At 63.6% G+C, this 21,178-nt stretch carries 21 protein-coding genes and 1 riboswitch; of the genes, 16 read left to right on the top strand and 5 right to left on the bottom strand.

Annotated features, from left to right (window positions below):
* Positions 1-130: 130 nt before the first annotated feature.
* The gene (gene ettA / locus VMA74_RS21570; RefSeq protein ID WP_325370783.1) at positions 131-1,792 is read right to left on the bottom strand and encodes an energy-dependent translational throttle protein EttA; all 1,662 of its coding nucleotides are present in this window, start codon (positions 1,790-1,792) and stop codon (positions 131-133) included.
* A 213-nt stretch (positions 1,793-2,005) separates the two neighbouring features.
* On the opposite strand from ettA, the gene VMA74_RS21565 reads away from it, so the two are divergent.
* The 3 genes from VMA74_RS21565 to nrdR all read left to right on the top strand — a co-directional run bounded on the left by VMA74_RS21565 (position 2,006) and on the right by nrdR (position 4,824).
* The gene (locus tag VMA74_RS21565; RefSeq protein ID WP_325370781.1) at positions 2,006-2,872 is read left to right on the top strand and encodes a DUF817 domain-containing protein; all 867 of its coding nucleotides are present in this window, start codon (positions 2,006-2,008) and stop codon (positions 2,870-2,872) included.
* A 149-nt stretch (positions 2,873-3,021) separates the two neighbouring features.
* Complete coding sequence (gene glyA / locus VMA74_RS21560; protein WP_325370779.1) at positions 3,022-4,275, top strand: serine hydroxymethyltransferase; 1,254 nt, start codon at positions 3,022-3,024, stop codon at positions 4,273-4,275.
* Between the two features lie 12 nt (positions 4,276-4,287).
* Positions 4,288-4,824, top strand: coding sequence for a transcriptional regulator NrdR (gene nrdR / locus VMA74_RS21555; protein ID WP_192676799.1), 537 nt, complete (start codon positions 4,288-4,290; stop codon positions 4,822-4,824).
* A 54-nt stretch (positions 4,825-4,878) separates the two neighbouring features.
* On the opposite strand, the gene cysK is transcribed toward nrdR, so the two are convergent.
* Positions 4,879-5,835 (bottom strand): cysteine synthase A, encoded by a 957-nt coding sequence (cysK, locus tag VMA74_RS21550; RefSeq protein ID WP_325370776.1) that lies wholly within the window; start codon positions 5,833-5,835, stop codon positions 4,879-4,881.
* A gap of 115 nt (positions 5,836-5,950) precedes the next feature.
* On the opposite strand from cysK, the gene ribD reads away from it, so the two are divergent.
* Together ribD and VMA74_RS21540 are read left to right on the top strand one after the other, a co-directional pair.
* Positions 5,951-7,057, top strand: coding sequence for a bifunctional diaminohydroxyphosphoribosylaminopyrimidine deaminase/5-amino-6-(5-phosphoribosylamino)uracil reductase RibD (gene ribD / locus VMA74_RS21545; protein ID WP_414649652.1), 1,107 nt, complete (start codon positions 5,951-5,953; stop codon positions 7,055-7,057).
* 16 nt (positions 7,058-7,073) lie between these two features.
* Entirely contained in the window at positions 7,074-8,087 is a 1,014-nt protein-coding gene (locus VMA74_RS21540; RefSeq protein WP_325370774.1) for a Gfo/Idh/MocA family oxidoreductase, read from the top strand.
* Positions 8,088-8,162: 75 nt separating this feature from the next.
* Here the strand turns inward: VMA74_RS21540 and VMA74_RS21535 are convergent, their stop codons facing one another.
* Complete coding sequence (locus VMA74_RS21535) at positions 8,163-9,173, bottom strand: NAD(P)-dependent alcohol dehydrogenase (protein WP_325370772.1); 1,011 nt, start codon at positions 9,171-9,173, stop codon at positions 8,163-8,165.
* Positions 9,174-9,262: 89 nt separating this feature from the next.
* Here VMA74_RS21535 and VMA74_RS21530 point away from each other — a divergent pair, with 89 nt between their 5' ends.
* The 11 genes from VMA74_RS21530 (at position 9,263) to VMA74_RS21480 (ending at position 20,265) form a co-directional block, all read left to right on the top strand.
* The gene (locus tag VMA74_RS21530; protein ID WP_325370770.1) at positions 9,263-10,183 is read left to right on the top strand and encodes a LysR family transcriptional regulator; all 921 of its coding nucleotides are present in this window, start codon (positions 9,263-9,265) and stop codon (positions 10,181-10,183) included.
* Between the two features lie 66 nt (positions 10,184-10,249).
* Positions 10,250-10,397: riboswitch (FMN riboswitch) on the top strand.
* A 128-nt stretch (positions 10,398-10,525) separates the two neighbouring features.
* A complete protein-coding gene (locus tag VMA74_RS21525) occupies positions 10,526-11,167 on the top strand; it encodes a riboflavin synthase (protein WP_325370768.1) in 642 nt (213 codons plus the stop codon).
* A 59-nt stretch (positions 11,168-11,226) separates the two neighbouring features.
* A complete protein-coding gene (ribBA, locus tag VMA74_RS21520) occupies positions 11,227-12,318 on the top strand; it encodes a bifunctional 3,4-dihydroxy-2-butanone-4-phosphate synthase/GTP cyclohydrolase II (protein WP_325370766.1) in 1,092 nt (363 codons plus the stop codon).
* A 206-nt stretch (positions 12,319-12,524) separates the two neighbouring features.
* The gene (locus VMA74_RS21515; RefSeq protein ID WP_325370764.1) at positions 12,525-14,750 is read left to right on the top strand and encodes a beta-glucosidase family protein; all 2,226 of its coding nucleotides are present in this window, start codon (positions 12,525-12,527) and stop codon (positions 14,748-14,750) included.
* A 139-nt stretch (positions 14,751-14,889) separates the two neighbouring features.
* Positions 14,890-15,843: a muramoyltetrapeptide carboxypeptidase gene (gene ldcA / locus VMA74_RS21510; RefSeq protein WP_325370762.1), complete on the top strand. Its 954-nt coding sequence runs from the start codon at positions 14,890-14,892 to the stop codon at positions 15,841-15,843.
* Between the two features lie 87 nt (positions 15,844-15,930).
* Positions 15,931-16,392 carry a 6,7-dimethyl-8-ribityllumazine synthase gene (gene ribE / locus VMA74_RS21505; RefSeq protein WP_325370760.1) on the top strand — a complete coding sequence of 154 codons (462 nt, stop codon included), beginning with the start codon at positions 15,931-15,933 and terminating at the stop codon, positions 16,390-16,392.
* Complete coding sequence (nusB, locus tag VMA74_RS21500; RefSeq protein WP_325370758.1) at positions 16,392-16,838, top strand: transcription antitermination factor NusB; 447 nt, start codon at positions 16,392-16,394, stop codon at positions 16,836-16,838. Before ribE ends, nusB begins: the two co-directional genes overlap by 1 nt.
* A 111-nt stretch (positions 16,839-16,949) precedes the next feature.
* Positions 16,950-17,912, top strand: a complete 963-nt coding sequence (gene thiL / locus VMA74_RS21495; RefSeq protein WP_325370756.1) for a thiamine-phosphate kinase — start codon at positions 16,950-16,952, stop codon at positions 17,910-17,912.
* Positions 17,909-18,406 (top strand): phosphatidylglycerophosphatase A, encoded by a 498-nt coding sequence (locus VMA74_RS21490; RefSeq protein WP_325370754.1) that lies wholly within the window; start codon positions 17,909-17,911, stop codon positions 18,404-18,406. Before thiL ends, VMA74_RS21490 begins: the two co-directional genes overlap by 4 nt.
* 81 nt (positions 18,407-18,487) lie before the next feature.
* Positions 18,488-19,258, top strand: coding sequence for a hypothetical protein (locus tag VMA74_RS21485; protein WP_325370752.1), 771 nt, complete (start codon positions 18,488-18,490; stop codon positions 19,256-19,258).
* 38 nt (positions 19,259-19,296) lie between these two features.
* Positions 19,297-20,265 carry an aldo/keto reductase gene (locus VMA74_RS21480; RefSeq protein ID WP_325370750.1) on the top strand — a complete coding sequence of 323 codons (969 nt, stop codon included), beginning with the start codon at positions 19,297-19,299 and terminating at the stop codon, positions 20,263-20,265.
* 74 nt (positions 20,266-20,339) lie between these two features.
* On the opposite strand, the gene VMA74_RS21475 is transcribed toward VMA74_RS21480, so the two are convergent.
* Together VMA74_RS21475 and VMA74_RS21470 are read right to left on the bottom strand one after the other, a co-directional pair.
* Positions 20,340-20,741 (bottom strand): type II toxin-antitoxin system MqsA family antitoxin, encoded by a 402-nt coding sequence (locus VMA74_RS21475; RefSeq protein WP_325370749.1) that lies wholly within the window; start codon positions 20,739-20,741, stop codon positions 20,340-20,342.
* Entirely contained in the window at positions 20,738-21,046 is a 309-nt protein-coding gene (locus VMA74_RS21470) for a type II toxin-antitoxin system MqsR family toxin (protein WP_325370747.1), read from the bottom strand. Before VMA74_RS21470 ends, VMA74_RS21475 begins: the two co-directional genes overlap by 4 nt.
* Between the last annotated feature and the right edge of the window lie 132 nt (positions 21,047-21,178).

Genomic DNA, 21,178 nt, shown 5'->3' with positions numbered 1-21,178 from the left:
CGTTGACGCAGGGCCTCGGTAAATGACATGCAGGGAGCCTTCCAGCGATGGGTATCGGCCTATTTTAAGGAGGCTCCGGCCTTCTCTGCACGGGTTGGCCCCGGAGCACAACCGCTCCGGGGCGCGCAGGTCAAGCCAGCTTCTTGTACTTCACCCGATGCGGTTTTGCCGCCTCATCGCCCAGGCGACGCTTCTTGTCCGCTTCGTACTCGTTGTAGTTGCCGGGGAAGAACTCCACGTGCGAGTCGCCTTCGAACGCGATGATGTGCGTGGCGATGCGGTCCAGGAACCAGCGATCGTGCGAGATCACCATCGCGCAGCCCGGGAACTCCAGCAGCGCATCTTCCAATGCGCGCAGGGTTTCGATATCCAGGTCGTTGGAAGGTTCGTCGAGCAGCAGCACATTGCCGCCCTGCAGCAGGGTCTTGGCCATGTGCAGGCGGCCGCGCTCACCACCGGAGAGGTTGCCGACGATCTTCTGCTGGTCGGTGCCCTTGAAGTTGAAGCGGCCGATATAGGCGCGCGACTGGATTTCGAAGTTGCCGATGGTGAGGATGTCCGAGCCGCCGGAGACTTCCTGCCACACGTTGTTTTTTGCATCGAGCGCGCCGCGCGACTGATCCACGTAGGCGAGCTTGACGGTATGGCCGATCTTCACTTCGCCGCTGTCGGGCTTCTCCACGCCGGTGATCAGCTTCATCAGCGTGGATTTGCCCGCGCCGTTCGGACCGATCACACCCACGATGGCGCCCGGCGGCACCTTGAACGACAAATCATCGATCAGCAGGCGATCGCCGAAGGACTTGGTGACGTTCTTGAACTCGATCACTTCCTGGCCCAGGCGCTCGCCCGGCGGAATGAAGATTTCATTGGTTTCGTTGCGGCGCTGGTATTCCACCGCATTCAGTTCTTCGAAACGGTTCAAGCGCGCCTTGCCCTTGGACTGGCGGCCCTTGGCGGCGGAGCGCACCCACTCCAGTTCCTTTTCGATCGCCTTCTGGCGCGATTTTTCCTGCTGCGCTTCCTGCTTCAGGCGCTGGTCCTTCTGTTCCAGCCATTCGGTGTAGTTGCCCTTCCACGGAATGCCGCGGCCGCGGTCGAGTTCCAGAATCCACTCGGCGGCGTTGTCCAGGAAGTAGCGATCATGGGTGACCGCCACCACGGTGCCGGGGTAGTCCTGCAGGAAGTGCTCCAGCCACTCCACCGACTCGGCGTCCAGGTGGTTGGTCGGTTCGTCCAGCAGCAGCATGTCCGGCTTGGACAGCAGCAGGCGGCACAGCGCCACGCGGCGCTTCTCGCCACCGGACAGCGGGCCGATCTTGGCGTCCCACGGCGGCAGGCGCAGGGCATCGGCGGCCACTTCCAACTGGCGCTCCAGCGCGTGCGCGTCGTTCACGGCCAGGATGTTCTCCAGTGCCTGTTGCTCGGCGGCGAGCTTGTCGAAGTCCGCGCCTTCTTCGGCGTAGGCGGCATAGACCTCTTCCAGGCGCTTCTGCGCGTCGAAGATCACCGAGACGCCTTCCTCCACCGCCTGGCGCACGGTCTTCTCGGGATCCAGCTCCGGCTCCTGCGCCAGGTAGCCGACCTTGATGCCCGGCTGCGGGCGCGCTTCGCCCTGGAAGTCCTTGTCGACGCCGGCCATGATGCGCAGCACCGTGGACTTGCCCGCGCCGTTCAGGCCGAGCAGGCCGATCTTGGCGCCCGGGAAGAAGCTCAGCGAAATATCCTTGATGATCTGGCGCTTCGGGGGAACGATCTTGCTGACCCCGTTCATGGTGTAGATGTATTGCATGCTGGCTCCGTTGGCATGCGCGTGACTGGCCCGCAAGGACAGGCGACGCGCAAGGCGTGTTAGGCGTGGGTGTTAAGCCCTTTAGTATAGCGGTTTATGTGTAAGCGCCGGTGACAGCGGAGCTTCCCGTATCGTCTTCTTGCGAGCTGATCGCCACGCGTTCGCCACTTTTTGCGTCGGCCGGGTCAGTTTGGCCTGCCAGTCTCCCGAGCCATGCGAACGCGACGACTGCCTGCCTTTCAACCTTCCCTGATGCTCGGCGTGCTGCGCGTCTGGGACGAGCACGCCGGCCACTGGGCGCATACGCGCGGCCGTGGCGCGGTGGCCCTGCATGAATTGCTCTGCTTCGGCGTGAAGCAGGCCTCGGCCTGCCTTTTCGGCGGCAGCATGGTGCTGCTGCTCGGGCTCAGCTGGGCGTTCTATCCCAGCCACGCGGCGCTGGCACGCTATGACTTCCTCACGCTGGCCGCGTTGGCGATCCAGTGCGTGCTGCTCGCCAGCCGGCTGGAGACCATCGAAGAGGCGAAGGTGATCCTGCTGTTCCACCTCGTCGGCACGGCGATGGAGGTGTTCAAGACCTCGATGGGTTCGTGGATCTATCCGGAGTCATCGTTGCTGCGCATCGGCGGCGTGCCGCTGTTCAGCGGCTTCATGTACGCCTCGGTGGGCAGCTATATCGCGCGGGCCTGGCGATTGTTCGATTTCCGCTTCACCCGGCACCCGCCGTTTGCGGCCACCGTGTGGCTGGCCGTGGCGATCTACGCGAATTTCTTTACGCACCACTTTCTGGCCGACCTGCGTTACGTGCTCTTCGCTGCGGTGACGCTGCTGTTCGGGCGTACCTGGGTGTATTTCCGCATCCGCCATGTGCATCGGCGCATGCCGCTGCTGCTGGGCTTCGTGCTGGTGGCGCTGTTCATCTGGTTCGCCGAAAACATCGGCACGTTCACCGCTGCGTGGCGTTACCCGATGCAGCATCACGGCTGGCGGATGGTGCCGTTCTCGAAGCTGGGGGCGTGGTTGCTGCTGATGATCATCAGCTATGTGATGGTGAGCGCCGTGGCTAGGCGTCGGCATTAGGGTTGTGCACGAATCCGCATGCCATTCGGGCCAGCTCCTTGATTTGCCGGCAAAGTCGCCGGCGCAATAAGACCAAGGTGGCCGCTTACACCGCCGACCATTACAATTTCAAGTCTTCACCCCGTCCCACGCGACCCCACGAGGCCCGAATGTTCCCGAAGCATCAAACGATTGCCGGCTACGACGATGAGCTGGCCAAGGCCATTGCCGACGAAGCCCGCCGCCAGGAGGACCACGTCGAGCTGATCGCTTCGGAAAACTACGCCAGCCCGCGCGTGCTGGAAGCCCAGGGTTCGGTGCTCACCAACAAATACGCCGAAGGCTACCCGGGCAAACGCTACTACGGCGGCTGCGAATACGTGGACGTGGCCGAGCGCCTGGCCATCGAGCGACTCAAGCAGCTGTTCGGCGCCACCTACGCCAACGTGCAGCCGCATTCCGGCTCGCAGGCCAACCAGGCGGTGTACTTCGCGCTGCTCAATCCGGGCGACACCATCCTGGGCATGAGCCTGGCGCACGGCGGCCACCTTACCCACGGCGCGAAGGTGAACCTGTCCGGCAAGATTTATAACGCAGTGCAGTACGGCGTGAACGAGCAGGGCTTGGTCGATTATGACGAAGTCGAGCGCCTCGCCGTCGAGCACAAGCCGAAGATGATCGTGGCCGGCTTCAGCGCCTACTCGCAGATCATGGACTGGGCGCGCTTCCGCGTCATTGCCGACAAGGTGGGCGCCTACCTGTTCGTGGACATGGCGCACATCGCCGGTCTCGTCGCCGCCGGTGTGTATCCCAGCCCGCTGCCGCACGCCCACGTGGTCACTTCCACCACGCACAAAACATTGCGCGGCCCGCGCGGCGGCATCGTCATCGCCAAGGACGCGGGCGAGGAGATCGAGAAAAAGCTGCAATCCATCGTATTCCCCGGCATCCAGGGCGGCCCACTGATGCACGTGATCGCCGCCAAGGCGGTGGCGTTCAAGGAAGCGCTGGAGCCGTCGTTCAAGGACTATCAGGTGCAAGTGGTGAAAAACGCCAAGGCCATGGCCAAGACGCTGATCGAGCGCGGTTACAAGGTCGTCTCCGGCGGTACCGAAAACCACCTGATGCTGATCGACCTGATCGGCCGCGAAGTTACCGGCAAGGATGCGGAAGCGGCATTGGGCAAGGCGCACATCACCGTCAACAAGAACGCCGTGCCGAACGACCCGCGTTCGCCGTTCGTCACTTCCGGCCTGCGTGTCGGTACGCCGGCCATCACCACGCGCGGTTACAAGGAAGCGGATGTGGTGGAACTCACGCAGTGGATCTGCGATGTGTTGGACGCACCGGCGGATGAAGGCGTGATCAAGGCCGTGCGCGAGAAAGTATCTGCGCAGTGCGAGACGTTCCCGGTCTACGGCTAAGTCAGGACACACGTGCACTGTCCCTTCTGCCAGCATGAAGACACCCGCGTGATCGACTCACGCCTTGCCGACGACGGTGCCACCGTACGCCGCCGTCGCGAGTGTCCGCAGTGCGGCGAGCGCTTCAACACCTTCGAAACGGCCGAGCTGAAACTACCGGCGATCGTGAAAAGCGGCGAGCGGCGCGAGAGCTTCGATGAGCGCAAGCTGCGTACAAGCTTCGAACGCGCGCTGCAGAAACGCCCGGTAGCCAGCCATGATGTCGATGCCGCGGTACGCGCGGTCATAGACGACCTGCGCAAGAGCGGCGAGCGCGAAGTGCCCTCGCGCCACGTCGGCGAGCTGGTGATGCGCGAGCTGAAGAAGCTCGATCAGGTGGCATACGTGCGCTTTGCGTCCGTCTATCGGAAGTTCGAAGACGTGCATGCGTTCCGCGAAGAAATCGAGAAGCTGGAACGCGATCTGCCAGGTCTGGAGAACTTGCAGCTTTCGTTGCTTGGTGAAGCGGGCGCGGCGGCTGCAGCGAAACGTGGGCATCGCAAGGGCTGATCCTTACGCAAAAAAACGCCGGACTCATCCGGCGTTTTTTATGCTTTTCAGCGGTTAGCCCAGGCTCTCCAGCCAAGCATCATCCGACCCTTCTTCCACACCTTCGAACAAGAAGGTCGACAAATACCGCTCGCCGGTATCTGGCAACATCGCCAGGATCACGCTGCCTTTTTCGGCCTTTTCCGCGTATTGCAGCGCGGCTGCCACGGTAGCGCCGGCGGAGATGCCGACGAAAATCCCTTCTTCCTTCGCCAGCCTGCGCGACGTATCGCGGGCGACCACTTCATCCACCGGGAGGTCCACGTCGAAGATCTTGCGGTTGAGCACCTCGGGCACGAAGTCCGGCGTCCAGCCCTGGATCTTGTGCGGCTGCCAGGGCTTGTCCTGCAGCATGGATGCGCCGGCCGGCTCGGAGACCACGATCTTCACTTCGGGTCGGGCGACCTTCAACACTTCACCCACGCCAGTCAGCGTGCCGCCGGTGCCCCAGCCGGTAACGAAGGCATCCAGCCGCTTGCCGGCGAAATCGCGCAGGATCTCCGCCGCGGTGGTGTTGCGGTGGTACGCCGGGTTGGCCGGATTCTGGAACTGGCGGGCCAGGAACCAGCCGTGCTTCTTTGCCAGTTCCTCGGCGCGCCGGACCATGCCGGTGCCGCGCTCGGCAGCGGGGGTCAGGATGACTCTGGCGCCGTAGGCGCGCATCAACTTGCGCCGTTCGATCGAGAAGGTTTCGGTCATGATGGCCACGAAGCGGTAGCCCCGTGAGGCGCACACCATCGCCAGCGCCACGCCTGTGTTGCCTGAGGTGGCTTCCACCACCGTGTCGCCGGGTTTGAGCAGCCCTTGTTTTTCTGCATCGAGAATGATGGCAATGGCCAGGCGGTCCTTCACCGAGCCGCCCGGATTGAAGGCTTCCACCTTCGCATACAGCGTCACGTGTGCAGGCGCCACGCGATGCAGGCGGACGATGGGCGTATTGCCGATGGTGTCGAGGATGTTGTCGTAGATCATGGCCGTGCCTTTTCCGCGGTTAACATTCGAAGGCTACTCCCGATGTCGCCAGCGCGACAAATGCCTGGCGATCGCCCACACTGACGATCTTGCATAACCATATTCAGACGCTTCCATGACATTCTCGGTGCTCGATGCTATGCACATGGCGCAGGCGCTGCGCCTGGCCGAACAGGGCCTCTACACCACGCAACCCAATCCGCGCGTCGGCTGCGTCATCGCCCATGGCGAACGGGTGGTGGGGCAGGGCTGGCATCAGCGCGCCGGCGAGCCGCACGCAGAGGTGTACGCCTTGCGCGAAGCAGGTGCCGACGCGCGCGGCGCCACCGCTTACGTGACGCTGGAGCCGTGCGCGCATCACGGCCGCACGCCGCCCTGTGCCGATGCATTGATCGCCGCCGGTGTCGGCCGGGTCGTGATCGCTGCGGAAGACCCGTTTCCCCAGGTCGCCGGCCAAGGCATCGCCCGGCTGCGCGCAGCCGGCATCGCGGTCGAAAGCGGCTTGATGCGGGAAGCAGCGCGCGAGATCAACATAGGTTTCTTCAGCCGGATCGAACGCCATCGTCCCTGGGTGCGCGTGAAATTGGCGATGAGCCTGGATGGTCGCACCGCGCTGGCCAACGGCGAATCGAAATGGATTACCGGCGAGGCCGCACGTGCGGACGTGCAGCGCTGGCGCGCGCGCAGTTCGGCCATTCTTACCGGCATCGGCACGGTGCTTGCCGACAATCCGCAACTCACCGTGCGCCTGCCCGTTGAGGTGGGTGGCGAACCCGGCCATGCATACACACCCATGCGAGTGATTCTCGACCGCCATCTGCGCACGCCTGGCGGCAGCCAGGTTTTGGACGGCCAAACGCCCACGCTGGTGCTGCACGCGGCATCGGCCAGTCCGGATGAGCGCTTCGCACGCGTGGAGTGCATCGCCATCGCCGAACAAAACGGTGCGCTCGACTTGCATGCTGTGCTCGCCCTGCTTGCCGGCCGCGGCTGCAGCGAACTCCACGTGGAAGCCGGACCCACCTTGTGCGGCGCCTTGTTCGCCGCCGGCCTGGCCGACGAGTTGCTGATCTACATGGCGCCTCTGCTGCTGGGCGGCACGGCAAGACCTTTGCTGGCCTTGCCACCCTTGACCGACATGGCGGCGCGCTGGAAGCTCAACGTGCTCGATAGCCGCGCCGTCGGGCAGGATCTGCGCCTGCGCTTGCGGCCGGCCATCTGACAGGAGCCATCACGACATGAGCACGGCAGTCATACGCTGGGGCATCATCGGTTGCGGTGACGTCACCGAGGTCAAAAGCGGTCCCGCCTTCAACCGCATCGAAGGTTCCAGCCTGGTGGCCGTGATGCGTCGCGATGGCGGCAAGGCGCGCGACTACGCGCAAAGGCATGGCGTGCCGCGGTGGTATGACGATGCCGCCGCCTTGATCGCCGACCCGGACGTCGATGCGGTCTACGTCGCCACGCCGCCTTCCACGCACAAGTCGTACGCATTGATGGTGATCGCCGCGGGCAAGCCGGTGTACGTGGAAAAGCCGATGGCGCGCGACCATGCCGAATGCCGGGCGATGCTCCACGCCGGCCAGCGCGCGGGCGTGCCGGTATTTGTCGCGTACTACCGCCGTTGCCTGCCGCGCTTTCGCAAGGTGCGCGAGCTGTTGTTCGACCAGCGCGCCATCGGTGTGCCGCGCCTCGTCAACGTGGTGCTGCATGAGCCGCATCATCCGCGCTACCACGATGCCGAACAGTTGCCCTGGCGCGTGCAGCCGCAGCTTTCCGGCGGTGGCATCTTCATGGATATCGGCTGCCACACGCTGGACCTGCTCGATTGGTTGTTCGGCCCCATCGTGGCGGCGAACGGGCAGGCCAGCAATCAGCTGGGTGCGTATCCGGCCGAAGATAGCGTGGCCATGTCGTTTGCTTTCGCGCACGGCCTGCTAGGTACGGGAATCTGGCAGTTCGGCAGCTATCGGCACGAAGACCGCGTGGAAGTGATCGGCGATGCTGGCCGCATCGTGTTCGCCACCTTCGGCGATAGCCCGATCCGCGTGGAGAACGCGCACGGCACGCAGGAATACGCCGTCGCCAATCCCCCGCATATCCAGCAACCGTTGATCGAAACCATCGTGGCACAGCTGCGCGGGCAGCAAGGAGCTTGCCCGTCCACGGCGGAATCTGCGGCGCGTACCAGTTGGGTGATGGACCAGGTGCTGCGCGATTACCGGCAGCACACGGCGCAAGCGTTCGTCTAGCCCGTAGGCTGGGATGAAATCCCAGCTTTCGTGGGCGTTCCGATGCCGGGATTGTCCTCCCAGCCTTCCCAAGCATCATCTGGAAAAGTCGATACCGATCTTCCCGAAGTGCTTGCCGGCGAGCATATGCTCCATCGCCGCACGCAGTTCCCCAAAGCCGTAGACCTTGTCGAGCACCGGCAGCAGTTGCGTCGCTTCAAGCGCCGCAAGCATGCGTTCGTGCTGCTCCAGCGACGCCACCGAAATGCCCTGCACGCGCACGCGCTTGAGAATGATCGATGTGAGCGGGACTTGCAGCTCGCCGCCGCCCAGGAAGCCCACGACACCGACGAAACCATGCATGCCCACCGCTTCCAGCGATTGCGCAAACGTGGAGCCGCCGACGGTTTCGACCACGACATCCACGCCCACGCCATGGGTCGCCTCGCGCACGACGCTGGCCCATTGCGGCGTGGTGCGGTAGTTGATGCCGACATCCGCGCCGAGTGCCTTAGTGCGAGCCAGCTTTTCGTCGCTGGAGGAAAGCAGAATCACCTTGGCGCCACGCAACTTGGCCAACTGCAGCGCAAAGATCGACACGCCGCCGGTGCCCAGCACCAGTACGGTCTGGCCGGTGGTGAGGTGCGCTTGTTCCAGTACCTGCCACGCAGTGAGTGCGGCGATCGGCAAGGTCGCGGCTTGCAACGCATCCATGTGTGCGGGCGCACGGGCCAGCGAATAGGCATCGAAGTTGGCGAATTCGCGCATCACGCCTTCGGCCGGGCCGCCGATGTCGGCGCCCTCCCATTCTGGGCGCATGGCACCGGCAATCCAGCGGGACTTGTAGAACGTGGTCACGCGGTCGCCAGGCTTGAAGCGTGTCACCGCTTCGCCCACTTCCACCACCGTGCCGGCGCCATCGGAGACGGGAACGATCGGCAAGTTCACGGCGCGATACAGGTTACCGCTCATCAGCAGGTAATCGCGGTAATTCAGGGACGCTGCTTCCATGCGCACCAGCACTTCGTTCGGCTTGGGGCGCGGAGCGGGGGTGTCGGCAAGTTTCAGGTGATCGAGCCCGAAGGCGGTGAGCTGGATGCTGCGCATGGCGAGGGTCCTTGGTTGAGAGGGCGCCATGGTCTGCCTTTCGAGGAAAAGTGATAATCTCCAGCCAATACATATCTTTTGTTCACTGTATGAACAAATCGTTCGAGCTGACGCCGACCCGCCTGCGCGAGCTGCGTGGCTTTGCCGCGGCGGCCAGGCTGCTCAATTTCTCCCAGGCCGCACGCGTGGCCGGCTGTACGCCTTCCGTGCTCAGCCGACGCATTGCCGCGCTGGAAAAAGCCACCGGCGCTGCGTTGTTCTTGCGCACCACCCGGCGCATGACACTCACCCGGCGCGGCGAGCAGTTGCTTGCCTATTGCGAGCGGCTGGAAGCGGTGATGGCCGAACTCGCCATCAACTTGCGGCCGCGCACCGGCGATCTGACGGGCCGCTTATGCCTGCATCTGCCGGCGACGTACGGCAGGGTTCGCATTGCACCGCTGCTGGGCGAATTCATGCGCAGTCATCCGCAGGTGCGCATCGAGGCGACGTACGACGATGCCTACGTCGATCTGGTCGAGGCGAAGGTGGATCTCGCCTTGCGCGTGGGCAAACTGGCCGATGCGCGTTGCGTGGCGCGTCAGGTCGGCAGCATGGAGCGTTACCTGTGCGCCGCACCGGACTACCTGGCTTCCGCGCCGCCGCTCAAGGATCCTGCCGATCTCAAGCAGCATCGTTGCGTGGCTTTCAGCGGATTGCGCACCGGCACGCTATGGCAGTTTGCACGGCAGCGGCAGCGCCGTTCGGTGCGCGTGGATCCGGTGCTGACCTGCAACGACTCGCAAGCGACGCGCGATGCCATCCTGGCCGGCGTCGGCATCGGCATCCAGGGCGATTACATGGCCGATGCGCTGGTGGCGGAAGGCCGCCTGGCGAAGGTGCTGCCGGATTGGCCGCTCTCTCGCTCGCCCATCCATTTGCTGTGGCTACCCGGTGCCGATCGTGCGCCGGCAGTGCGCAGCCTGATCGATTTTCTGGTGGCGGCGCTGGCGGACGGCCCCCGTGCTTGATCGATCATGCAAGGCGCCCGCTGCATTCAGTGTTAAACTCCACCCGCCGATTTCGGCACTCATTACAAACGTCTTCAGGGCGGGGCGAAATTCCCCACCGGCGGTAGGGGTCGCAAGATCCGAGCCCGCGAGCGCTTCCGGCCACGCCGGAAGGTCAGCAGATCCGGTCCAACGCCGGAGCCGACGGTCACAGTCCGGATGAAAGAAGACGGCATCGTGCATCGCTCTGTGCGATGCATGTGCCTTTGCCTTGGGGCGTTCCCACACTCTTTTTTCGTGGAGAACGTTCATGCTCAACCGTACATGCCAAGTTTCGTCCACCTTCCTTGCGGAGGTGCGCTGATGTTTACCGGCATCATCCAGAGCGTCGGCCAGGTCGCGCGGCTGGAGCCTCGCGGCGGCGACGTGCGCCTGCATGTCGATACCGCCGATCTCGATCTTTCCGACGTGCAATTGGGCGACAGCATCGCCGTGTCGGGCGCGTGCCTGACCGTGGTAACGCTGGCGTCGCGCGGCTTTGCCGCCGACGTGTCCAACGAAACCCTGTCGCTCACCACGCTGGGCAAGCACAAGCCGGGCGATCCGGTGAACCTGGAAAAAGCACTGCGGCTGGCCGATCGCCTCGGCGGCCATCTCGTATCCGGCCACGTCGATGGCGTGGGCAAGGTGGTTTCCATCGCACCGGACGGCCGCTCGCAGCGCTGGACATTCGAAGTGCCCGCGTCGCTCTCGCGCTACATCGCTTCCAAGGGTTCCATCTGCATCGACGGCACCAGCCTTACCGTCAACGAAGTGAGCGGGCAGCGCTTCGGCGTAAACCTCATTCCGCACACGGTGGAACACACGGTGTTCCATGCACGCCAGCCCGGCGATGCGGTGAACATCGAAGTGGATGTGGTGGCGCGCTACGTGGAGCGCTTGATCGGTGGCGGCGAAGGCTCGCGCATCGACGAGGCGTTTCTGAAGCAGCACGGCTTTGCGTGATTGACGGCGAGGCGGCCGGTGGCGGATGCCGCCGGCCGCTCCCATTCCAAGGAACCAACATGGCATTCAACACTATCCCCGAAATCCTCGACGACATCCGCGCCGGCCGCATGGTCGTCATCCTCGACGACGAAGACCGCGAAAACGAGGGCGATCTGATCATGGCCGCGCAAATGGTGCGGCCCGAAGACATCAACTTCATGGTGCGCGAAGCACGCGGCCTGGTCTGCCTCACGCTCACCGAGCAGCGCACGCGCCAGCTCGGCCTGCGCCCGATGGTGAGCGACAACACCTCGCCGTACCACACCAACTTCACCGTCTCGATCGAGGCGGCCGAAGGCGTCACCACCGGCATCTCCGCCCATGACCGCGCACGCACCATCCAGGTGGCCGTGAAGGCTGATGCGAAGCCGCAGGATCTCTCGCAGCCGGGCCACATCTTTCCGTTGACTGCGCAGCCTGGCGGCGTGCTCACGCGCGCGGGCCATACCGAAGCCGGTTGCGATCTGGCTGCGCTCGCCGGGCTGGAACCTGCCGCGGTACTGATCGAAGTGCTGCACGAAGACGGCTCGATGGCGCGCCGCCCCGAGCTGGAAGTGTTTGCGAAGAAGCACGGCCTGAAGATCGGCTCCATCGCCGACCTGATCCGCTACCGCCTGGAAACGGAAAAAACCGTGCAGCGCGTGTACGAAGAAGCGGTGCAGACCGAGTTCGGTTCGTTCCGCCTGGTGGCCTATCGCGATGCGATCCGCCACGGCCTGCACTTTGCCCTGGTGCGTGGCACCGTCAATGACGGCGACCCGGTGCTGAGCCGCGTGCACGTGCGCAACACCTTGTCCGACGTGCTGCATCTGCAGCGCGACGATCTTGGTATTACCGTCACGGCGGCCTTGCGCCGCATTGCCGACGAAAACCGCGGCGTGCTGCTGGTGCTGTCCGGCGAGGACACGCCGGACGCTTTGCTGCGACGTCTCAACCGGCAACCCGCGCCAGCCGAGCCGAGCGAGCAGCACCAGGAGTGGCGGCAGCTTGGCCTGGGGGCGCAGATACTCACCGACCTGGGCGTGCACCGCCTGCGCGTGCTCGGCACGCCGCGCAAGCTGGTGGGTTTGGCGGGCTACGGGCTGGAGTTCGTCGAATACGCCGAATAGTCGTAGGTCGGGGTGAGCGAACGCAAACCCCGACGTAGCGGTGGGCATGGCGATGTTGGGGTTTGCGTACACTCATCCCAACCTAGCCCCCGTCCTTGCTTACCGGTCCACAAGGATCGTAAGCACGACTGGCCATATTCATCACTGCCACGTCCCGCGCTTCGTGGCATCCTTCGCCCGGTTGCAACCAGCCCGAAGGATCCAGGATGAAGCTCGCCCATTTGCCGCGCACTGCCGTCTTTGCCCGCACCGCCCTGTTCACCGCGCTTTCGCTCGCGAGCCTGACGCCGGCGCTTGCGGATCAGCCCGTGTCCTCCCCGGACCAGCGAGCTGAGCAACTGCTCAAGCGTATGCCGCTGCAGGACATGCAGCACATGGTGCAGAGCTACAACGACATGATGACGTCGAAGCAGCCGCCGGGCAGCATCGGTGCGGCGGGCTATGTGCCGGCATTGCCGAAGCTGGGCATTCCCGCCCTGCAGGAGAACGACGCCGGCATCGGCGTGCACAACTACCCGATCGATCAGGGTCCGGGCAAGCAGCCGGCGCATGTGCGTGGCGAGGCGGGCAATGCCACGCCGCTGCCTTCCACCCTGGCCATCGCCGCCAGCTGGAATCCGCAGGTGGCCTATGCCGGCGGCCGCATGATCGGCGGTGAAGCGCATCGGCAGGGCATCAACGTGCTGCTTGCTGGCGGCATCAATCTCACGCGCGAACCGCGCGATGGACGCACGTTCGAATACTTGGGCGAAGATCCGCTGCTCGCCGCGCGCATCGACGGCGGCGAGATCCGCGGCATCCAATCGCAACACGTCATCTCCACCATCAAGCATTACGCCTTGAACGACCAGGAAACCAACCGCACCACCGTCAGCGCCAACATCGGCGAACAGGCGATGCGCGAATCGGACCTGCTCGCGTTCGAGCTGGCGATCGAAGATGGCCATCCCGGTTCGGTGATGTGCGGCTACAACAAGGTCAACAGCGTGTGGGATTGCTCCAACAAGCACCTGTTGAGCGACATCCTCAAGGGCGACTGGAAATACCCTGGCTGGGTGATGACCGACTGGGGCGCCGACCACGGTGTGCAGGACGCCATGGCCGGCACCGACCAGGTTTCCGGTGTCGACCACAGCACCGGCTTCAGCCTGGGACAGAACTTCAGCAGCTTCGGGCCGCCGCTGCAGCAGGCGCTCGAGAAAGGCGAGGTTCCAAAGAGCCGCCTGGAGGACATGGTGCATCGCATACTGCGGTCCATGTATGCCGTCGGCTTGTTCGAACATCCGCCGGAGACAAAGCCGCTGGATGTGGAGGCCGATGCGCTCGTCTCGCAGCATGCAGCAGAAGAAGGCATCGTGCTGCTGAAGAACGAGCACGCGCAATTGCCCTTGCACAAGGACCTCAAGACGGTGGCAATCATCGGCGCTCATGCCGATGTGGGCGTGCTGTCGGGCGGCGGTTCGGCGGAGGTGTGGCCGATCGGCGGCCCGGCCATTCCGGCGGTGAAAACCCCGGATTGGCAGTGGAAGGTCTACGACCCTTCGTCGCCGATGAAGGCACTGCAAAAACTGCTGCCGAACGCGAAGATCGTCTACGACGACGGCAGCGATCCCGCCAAGGCGGCGGCCGTGGCGAAATCCGCCGACGTCGCCATCGTGTTCGCCACGCAGTGGACCTGCGAAGGCGTCGACCAACCGAATCTGGCGTTGCCCGACAACCAGGATGCCTTGATCGATGCCGTCGCCGCGGCCAACACGCATAGCGTGGTGGTGCTGGAAAACGGTGGTCCGGTGAAGATGCCGTGGCTGTCGAAAGTGGACGCGGTGGTGGAAGCGTGGTTCCCGGGTGCGCGCGGCGGCGAAGCGATTGCCGGCGTGCTCACCGGCAAGGTCAATCCATCCGGCCGCTTGCCGGTGACCTTCCCGCAGGACGAACAGCAACTGCCGCGCCCGCAGATCACCAACGCGCTGGACGTCGACTACAACATCGAAGGCGCCGCGGTCGGCTACAAGTGGTTCGACAAGAAAAACCTGCAGCCGCTGTTCCCGTTCGGCTTCGGTCTTTCGTATAGCCGCTTCGACTACAGCGATCTGCACGTCAGTGCGCAAGGCGATCATGTAACGGTGAGCTTCAAGGTCAGCAACGTCGGCCCGCGCGAAGGCAAGGACGTGCCGCAGGTCTACGTGAGCCTGCCGGGCGATCTGGGCGAAGCGCCGCATCGGCTGGCCGGGTTCGAGAAGGTATCGCTGCAGCCGGGACAAAGCCGCACGGTTTCCGTCACCATCGATCCGCGCTTGCTGGCGACGTTCGATGTGTCGGGGCACCAGTGGAAGATTGCGGCGGGCAGTTATCCGATCCAGGTCGGGCATTCGTCGCGGGATTTCGTATTGAAAGGCGAGGCGACCGTCGCAGCTGCAACGATGGCACCGTAGGCTGGGATGCCAATCCCGGCACCCGTGCGGTGGGGCCGCTGCCACGTCATGGTTTGTCCATGATTACGTCGCAGCGGCTCCTGAGTAGGCTCGTTTGAATGAGATAGAGTGCCAACGGATTGCCGATACGAGTCCTTGCATGCAGCCTCAAGCTTCCTGCCATCTCCGCCTGATCGCACCCTCCGGCTACCCGCACGACCGCGAAGCCATGACGCGCGGCATCGCACGCCTGCGCGACGCAGGCTGCCAGGTGGAGGGTACGGAAGTGATCGACCGCACCGAACTGCGCTACGCCGGCAGCGACGTGCAGCGGGCGGCGGATATCAACGGGCTTGCCACGCTCGACAGCTTGCCGGATATCACCATGTCGATCCGCGGTGGCTACGGCGCCACGCGGCTGCTGGAACACCTGCATTACGACGCCCTGCGCGAACGCTTTGCCGGCCAGTCGTTCGCCTTGGTTGGGCATAGCGATTTCACCGCCTTGCAGATGGCGCTGTATGCCAAGAGCGCCATCGTCACGTTCGGCGGCCCGATGCTGGGTCCGGATTTCGGCGCACAGCGGTTGAGCCCGCTGACCTGGCGGCATTTCTGGCGCACGCTCAGTTCGCCGCATGGCAACGCTAGCTGGGATTGCGGGGAAGCGGCGGAACTGGCGGTGGAAGGCCCGCTATGGGGCGGCAACCTCGCCATGCTGTGCAGCCTGCTGCAGACACCGTATTTCCCGCGTATCGAGGGGGGCATCCTGTTCGTGGAAGACATCGGCGAACCGCCGTTCCGGATCGAGCGGCTGCTTTACCAACTCCACCTGGCTGGTGTCCTGAAACAGCAGCGGGCGCTGATCCTGGCGGACTTCACCCAGTGCCGCCCGGCTGCCTACGACAACGGCTACGACCTGGCCGACGGGTTCAACCAGATCCGCCGCATTGCGGGCATTCCGGTGCTGTCGGGCATGCCGTTCGGCCACGAAGCGGACAAATTCACCCTGCCGTTCGGCGTGCCGGCGCGGCTGCGGGTGGTGGGGCGGCGGGCCAGCCTGGATTTCCACGGGTACCCGCATTTGCGCCGCGGCCACGAACCTTCCATGGCCTGAGTGGCACTTACGCAGCCATCCGTGCACCAAAATCCGTAAAATAACCCGTTCGCCTGGGCAGTCCGCCCACACAGGAATCCACGCAGCATGAAGATCATCGAAGGCGATTTCGCCACGCCCAAGGGCCGTTTTGCCATCGTCGCCGGCCGCTTCAACGGCTTTGTCGTCGAACCGCTGGTCGCGGGAGCACGCGACGCGCTGGTGCGCCACGGCGTGAGCGACGATGCCATCGACGTGATCCGCGTGCCGGGCGCATGGGAAATCGGCCTGGCCGCGCACAAGCTGGCGCATTCGGGCAAGTACGCCGCGGTGATCGCGCTGGGCGCGGTGATCCGCGGCGCCACGCCGCATTTCGATTTCGTTGCCGGCGAATGCGCCAAGGCGCTGACCCAGGCCGCATTGGGTTCGGGCGTGCCGGTGTCCTTCGGTGTGCTCACCACCGACACCATCGAACAGGCGATCGAGCGTTCCGGCACCAAGGCCGGCAACAAGGGCGCCGATGCTGCCATCGCCGCGCTGGAAATGGTCAATCTGTACGGAAAGCTGTAATGCACTCGCGTCCGGAAGGCATCGATCTCGCCGCGCGCTCGCGTGCCCGCCGCCGCGCCTTGCAAGCGCTGTACGCCTGGCAGATGAGCGGCAGCTCGATGAATTCGGTGGTCGATCAGTTTCGCCACGAACAGGACATGGAGGTGGCGGACCTGGAGTACTTCGAAGATCTGCTGCGCGGCGTGGAAGCGCACGTGAGTGAGTTGGACGAAGCGCTCAAGCCCTATATCGATCGCGACGTGGCACAGATCGATCCGATCGAACGCGCGGTGCTGCGCCTTGCTGCCTACGAATTGAAGCATCGGCCGGATGTGCCGTACCGCGTGATCATCAACGAAGCGATCGAGGTGACCAAGCGCTTCGGTGCGGACCATGGACACAGCTATGTGAATGGTGTGCTGGACAAGCTGGCGGCGCAGGTTCGCGGCACGGAGAAACAGGGCTGACCTGGTAACTCTCTTCAGCGCGCATGCCGGCCTTTACCGGCATGATGGCGAGGCAAGCTCAAGCCATTAGCAAACCTGGATGCCTGCGCACGAAGAGGCCATAGCAGACCCATGGAATTTTCCCTCATCGACCGCATCCGCCAGCTCACCGCGCAACATCGCGATGATGTGCGGCTGGGCATCGGCGATGACGCCGCACTGCTCGTCGTGCCGCCCGGACAGGAACTGGCCGTGGCTATCGACACCATGGTCGCTGGCGTGCATTTCCCGGTGGGTACCGCCGCGACCGACGTCGGTTGGAAAGCGCTGGCTGTCAATCTCTCCGACCTCGCCGCCATGGGCGCCACACCTGCCTGGGCGCTGCTGGCGTTGAGCATGCCGGGTGCAGACACGGCCTTTGTCGATGGTTTTGCCCAAGGCTTCGCGCAGCTCGCGCAAAGCTACCGGCTGGCGCTGGTCGGCGGCGATACCACCCGTGGTGCGCTGACCATCAGCGTCGCCGTGCATGGCTTCGTGCCGCCCGGCAAGGCGCTCATGCGTACGGGTGCGCAAGCGGGCGATGCGGTACTGGTGACCGGCACGCTCGGCGATGCCGCCGCTGGCTTGCAATGCGTGCAGCGGAACCATCCTCGCGACGAAGCACAAGCCCGCTATCTGATCGAACGTCTCAACCGACCGACACCGCGTGTTGCAGCCGGCCTTGCCCTGCGTGGGCATGCCAGTGCATGCATCGACGTTTCCGATGGCCTGCTGGCCGATCTCGGGCATATCTGCGCATCCAGCCATGTGGGCGCAGATATAGAAGCCGCCCTGTTGCCGCGTTCCTCGGCCTTGCTCGATCTGTTCGACGACACCACCTCGCGCGACCTGGCCTTGAGCGGCGGCGACGATTACGAACTGTGCTTCACCGTGCCGGCACAACACGTGGCTGCCGTACAAGCCGATCTGGCCAAGCTGGGTTGCGGTGCCACGCGCATCGGCCGGGTCGTGCAAGGTGAGGGCGTGAGAGTGCGTGATCGTGAAGGACATTGGCTCGAATCCGGACACCAAGGCTGGGATCACTTCAACGCATGAATGAGCGCAAAGTCCTTGCACCGGCACAACGCCGCGCACTGCTTTCGACACCGGCAGGCTGGCTCGCTTGCGGCTTCGGCTCCGGTCTTGCGCCAGTGGCGCAGGGCACGTTCGGTTCGCTCGCCGCGATCCTGCCCTGGTTGTTGCTGCGCCAGCTATCGCTGCCGCTCAATGTCCTGGTGATCGTGATCGGCTTCGCCATCGGTGTGTGGGCATGCGATGTCGCGGGCCGTGCGTTGGGCGTGGATGACCATCGCAGCCTGGTGTGGGATGAATTCATCGGCCAATGGATCGCGTTGTTGCCTGCCTTGCTGGCCCCATGGTGGGCGGTCGCGCTCGGCTTTGGGCTGTTTCGTCTGTTCGACGTGTGGAAGCCGTGGCCGATTCGTTACCTGGACCAACACCTGAAGGGTGGGTTCGGCGTGATGGTGGACGACGTGATCGCCGGCGTGTTTGCCGCCATCGTATTGCGGCTGGTGCTTGTCTACGCGTAAAGCATCGGCAGGTACATGTCGATGGCCTACCTTGTTATCGTAGGCACCTCTTCCAGGCATTCAAGGTGAGCAGGCATGGGCATGGCATGGACGAAAAGGCTGGCGGCCTCGACGATCGTTTCACTGCTGGTGGCCGGCTATGCCGCGCACGCACAGGACACGGCGCCAACACAGGCAGCCACCGCCGCCGCGTCGTCGTATCTCACGCAGAACTTCAGCTTCAACGCACTCACGCCTGATGTGCAGGCTACGATCACGCATGCGAATCTCGCTCCCGTGCCATTTACGAAAATCACGCTGCATACCCGCGATACGGCCACCTCGCCCGATCACCCGCAGCCCACCATCTTCAGCACTGCCATGACGCTGGAAAATGCCGGCCAAGGCCTGGTGCGGCGCGTGGCCGCCGTGCAGGACGACAAAGGGAACGCCGTCGCGACGCAGGTGGAACTCACGTATCGCGGTTATTTTCCGTTGCTGACGCAAGGCATTCCCCCGCAAGCCAACACCGTTCCGCCCGTGCAGGCTGCGCGCAAGGTGTTGCGCTTCGACACCGGCACCGACGGCCATTTCGCTTTCGTCTACCTCTACGGTCTCACCGGTGGAAAAACCTTCCAGGATCCGGGCCAGGTCCTGTGCGACAGCGGCAAGCGCTACAGCGCTTCGCAGATCAATCCGTCGATCGAAGGACAAGCGCTGGCGTTGCAATGCCGCATCATCGACAGCAACGGCATCCAGACCGACAAGGTCACGCTGGCGTATCTGGACAAATACAACGTCGCCGTGACGCTGCATACGCATAATGACCAGCGCACGGTCGACAGCACGATTGTCGACTTCAGCGTTCACTGAAACGAGCCACCACCTAACGCGCACGTGGGAGCCATGCCATGCAATACCGCCGTTTAGGTCGCACCGGTTTGCAGCTGTCCGCGCTGTCTTTCGGCGCATGGGTCACCTTCGGCCGCCAGGTGGGTCGTTCGGAAGCGCGCGATCTGCTGGCGCTGGCCTGGGACCACGGCATCAATTTTTTCGACAACGCCGAAACTTACAACCACGGCGACGCCGAACGCCTGATGGGCGACGTGCTGGCGGATCTGCGTTTTCCGCGCGACAGCTATTGCGTATCGAGCAAGGTGTACTTCGGCGCTGCAGAAAAGCCGCGGCCCACCCAGCGAGGGTTATCGCGCAAGCATGTGATCGAGGCCTGTCACCAGGCGTTGGAGCGCTTGCGCGTGGGGCACCTGGATCTCTATTTCTGCCACCGCCCCGATCCGGAAACACCGATCGAGGAAACGGTGGCCGCCATGGACACGCTGATCCGCCAAGGCAAGGTGTTGTATTGGGGCACCAGCGAATGGCCGGTGGCAGCGATTCACGAAGCGCACCGTATCGCGCAAGCCATGCATATGTACGCGCCGGTGGTCGAGCAACCGCAGTACAACCTGCTGCATCGCGAACGCGTGGAGCAGGAATACGCGCCGCTGTATGCCAGCTACGGCATGGGCACCACCATCTGGTCGCCGCTCGCGTCAGGTTTGTTGAGCGGCAAATACAACCAGGGCGTGCCAGACGGTTCGCGCCTCACGCAACCGGGTTACGAATGGCTGCGTGACATGGTGCTGGGCGACGGCGAAGAGCGCGTGGCCAAGGTGAAACACCTGCCTGCGCTTGCTGCAGAAGTGGGCGCTACCCCCGCACAACTGGCGATTGCCTGGTGCCTGGCCAATCCGAACGTATCGACTGTGCTGCTAGGCGCAAGCAGGAAGGAACAGCTGGAGCAGAATCTCGGCGCGTTGGAGTTGCTGCCGCGGTTCGATCTGGCATTGAAGGAGCGTATCGAGCACGCGTTGGCGTGAGTTTGGACTCGGATGGCTTACCGCGCATGCCTATGCTGGGATTCGGCTTCGCCTCGTCCCAGCCTACGATTCTTTTAGGCAGTCCTGATCTCGCTCAACAGGTCTGGGTGGCGATCAAGCAGTTTTAAAAGCTTGACCAGGGCTAGCGGCGGTTTGGTCTTGCCATTTTCATACCGTGAGAACGCATTGACGCCGCCGCCAAAGAGTTCGGCGGCTTCACGCTGGTCGAGATCGAGCTTCTTGCGTACCTTGGCGATGTAGGAGGGGTCGACATAGGCTGCGTTGACTTGCCGCTGGAACTGCCCGATCAACGCGCTGTAGCGATCGCCATGCTCCTGGTCCAACAGCACTTCGTGGCAGGCGGGACAGAAATCACCCGCCACGGCCGGAATGCTGGTGGATTCGCCCTTGTACGTATAGGGCATATCGCGAGTGTCATGGACCAATTCCGCGGCCCCGCAGCTTGGACATTTCATGATGCTAAGTCCTTGAAGGAAACGATCAGCACGTCATCGATCACAGTCAACTTTAGGTAGACCTCGCGACCGCTATCTGTTCTTGCGCGATACACGTCTTGCCAAATTCGGTGGTCCGCGTGAGTCGTCATGCTCTTGTAGAAGTTGATCGGAGCAAGTGCCAGCACGACCTTGCACATCCCAGCCAAGTCATGCACGCCAAGCGTTCGTGCGTCCCGATAAGCGCTGGCGGTGGCTCGGACTTTGCCGGCCTCTATCAAGGCTCTCACCACAGGTAGTTTGCAGTGCGGCGTGCCTTTCTCCATACGATAACCTGCTTGGTTAATTTGGCAAGTAGGTTATTTAGGTGGCCGAGGAAATGCAGTCAGTTCGTGCCGATAAAAGCTGCGCGGTAAGCACCAACAACTCCTGGAAAGAGGGGTATCACCGTTGACTAT

The organism is Dyella sp. (assembly GCF_035508675.1).
Classification (GTDB): domain Bacteria; phylum Pseudomonadota; class Gammaproteobacteria; order Xanthomonadales; family Rhodanobacteraceae; genus Dyella_B.
This window is presented reverse-complemented; position numbering and strand designations above follow the sequence as displayed.

What these genes read in the sequence shown, in the direction of transcription:
- nusB (WP_325370758.1), top strand. Translation starts at nt 16,392, where the DNA reads ATGCACTCGCGTCCGGAAGGCATCGATCTCGCCGCGCGCTCGCGTGCC.
- ribE (WP_325370760.1), top strand. Translation starts at nt 15,931, where the DNA reads ATGAAGATCATCGAAGGCGATTTCGCCACGCCCAAGGGCCGTTTTGCC.
- cysK (WP_325370776.1), bottom strand. Translation starts at nt 5,835, where the DNA reads ATGATCTACGACAACATCCTCGACACCATCGGCAATACGCCCATCGTC.
- VMA74_RS21525 (WP_325370768.1), top strand. Translation starts at nt 10,526, where the DNA reads ATGTTTACCGGCATCATCCAGAGCGTCGGCCAGGTCGCGCGGCTGGAG.
- thiL (WP_325370756.1), top strand. Translation starts at nt 16,950, where the DNA reads ATGGAATTTTCCCTCATCGACCGCATCCGCCAGCTCACCGCGCAACAT.
- VMA74_RS21485 (WP_325370752.1), top strand. Translation starts at nt 18,488, where the DNA reads ATGGCATGGACGAAAAGGCTGGCGGCCTCGACGATCGTTTCACTGCTG.
- VMA74_RS21475 (WP_325370749.1), bottom strand. Translation starts at nt 20,741, where the DNA reads ATGAAATGTCCAAGCTGCGGGGCCGCGGAATTGGTCCATGACACTCGC.
- VMA74_RS21565 (WP_325370781.1), top strand. Translation starts at nt 2,006, where the DNA reads ATGCGAACGCGACGACTGCCTGCCTTTCAACCTTCCCTGATGCTCGGC.
- VMA74_RS21470 (WP_325370747.1), bottom strand. Translation starts at nt 21,046, where the DNA reads ATGGAGAAAGGCACGCCGCACTGCAAACTACCTGTGGTGAGAGCCTTG.
- ettA (WP_325370783.1), bottom strand. Translation starts at nt 1,792, where the DNA reads ATGCAATACATCTACACCATGAACGGGGTCAGCAAGATCGTTCCCCCG.
- ribD (WP_414649652.1), top strand. Translation starts at nt 5,951, where the DNA reads ATGACATTCTCGGTGCTCGATGCTATGCACATGGCGCAGGCGCTGCGC.
- VMA74_RS21530 (WP_325370770.1), top strand. Translation starts at nt 9,263, where the DNA reads ATGAACAAATCGTTCGAGCTGACGCCGACCCGCCTGCGCGAGCTGCGT.
- glyA (WP_325370779.1), top strand. Translation starts at nt 3,022, where the DNA reads ATGTTCCCGAAGCATCAAACGATTGCCGGCTACGACGATGAGCTGGCC.
- ldcA (WP_325370762.1), top strand. Translation starts at nt 14,890, where the DNA reads ATGCAGCCTCAAGCTTCCTGCCATCTCCGCCTGATCGCACCCTCCGGC.
- ribBA (WP_325370766.1), top strand. Translation starts at nt 11,227, where the DNA reads ATGGCATTCAACACTATCCCCGAAATCCTCGACGACATCCGCGCCGGC.
- VMA74_RS21490 (WP_325370754.1), top strand. Translation starts at nt 17,909, where the DNA reads ATGAATGAGCGCAAAGTCCTTGCACCGGCACAACGCCGCGCACTGCTT.
- VMA74_RS21480 (WP_325370750.1), top strand. Translation starts at nt 19,297, where the DNA reads ATGCAATACCGCCGTTTAGGTCGCACCGGTTTGCAGCTGTCCGCGCTG.
- VMA74_RS21540 (WP_325370774.1), top strand. Translation starts at nt 7,074, where the DNA reads ATGAGCACGGCAGTCATACGCTGGGGCATCATCGGTTGCGGTGACGTC.
- VMA74_RS21515 (WP_325370764.1), top strand. Translation starts at nt 12,525, where the DNA reads ATGAAGCTCGCCCATTTGCCGCGCACTGCCGTCTTTGCCCGCACCGCC.
- VMA74_RS21535 (WP_325370772.1), bottom strand. Translation starts at nt 9,173, where the DNA reads ATGCGCAGCATCCAGCTCACCGCCTTCGGGCTCGATCACCTGAAACTT.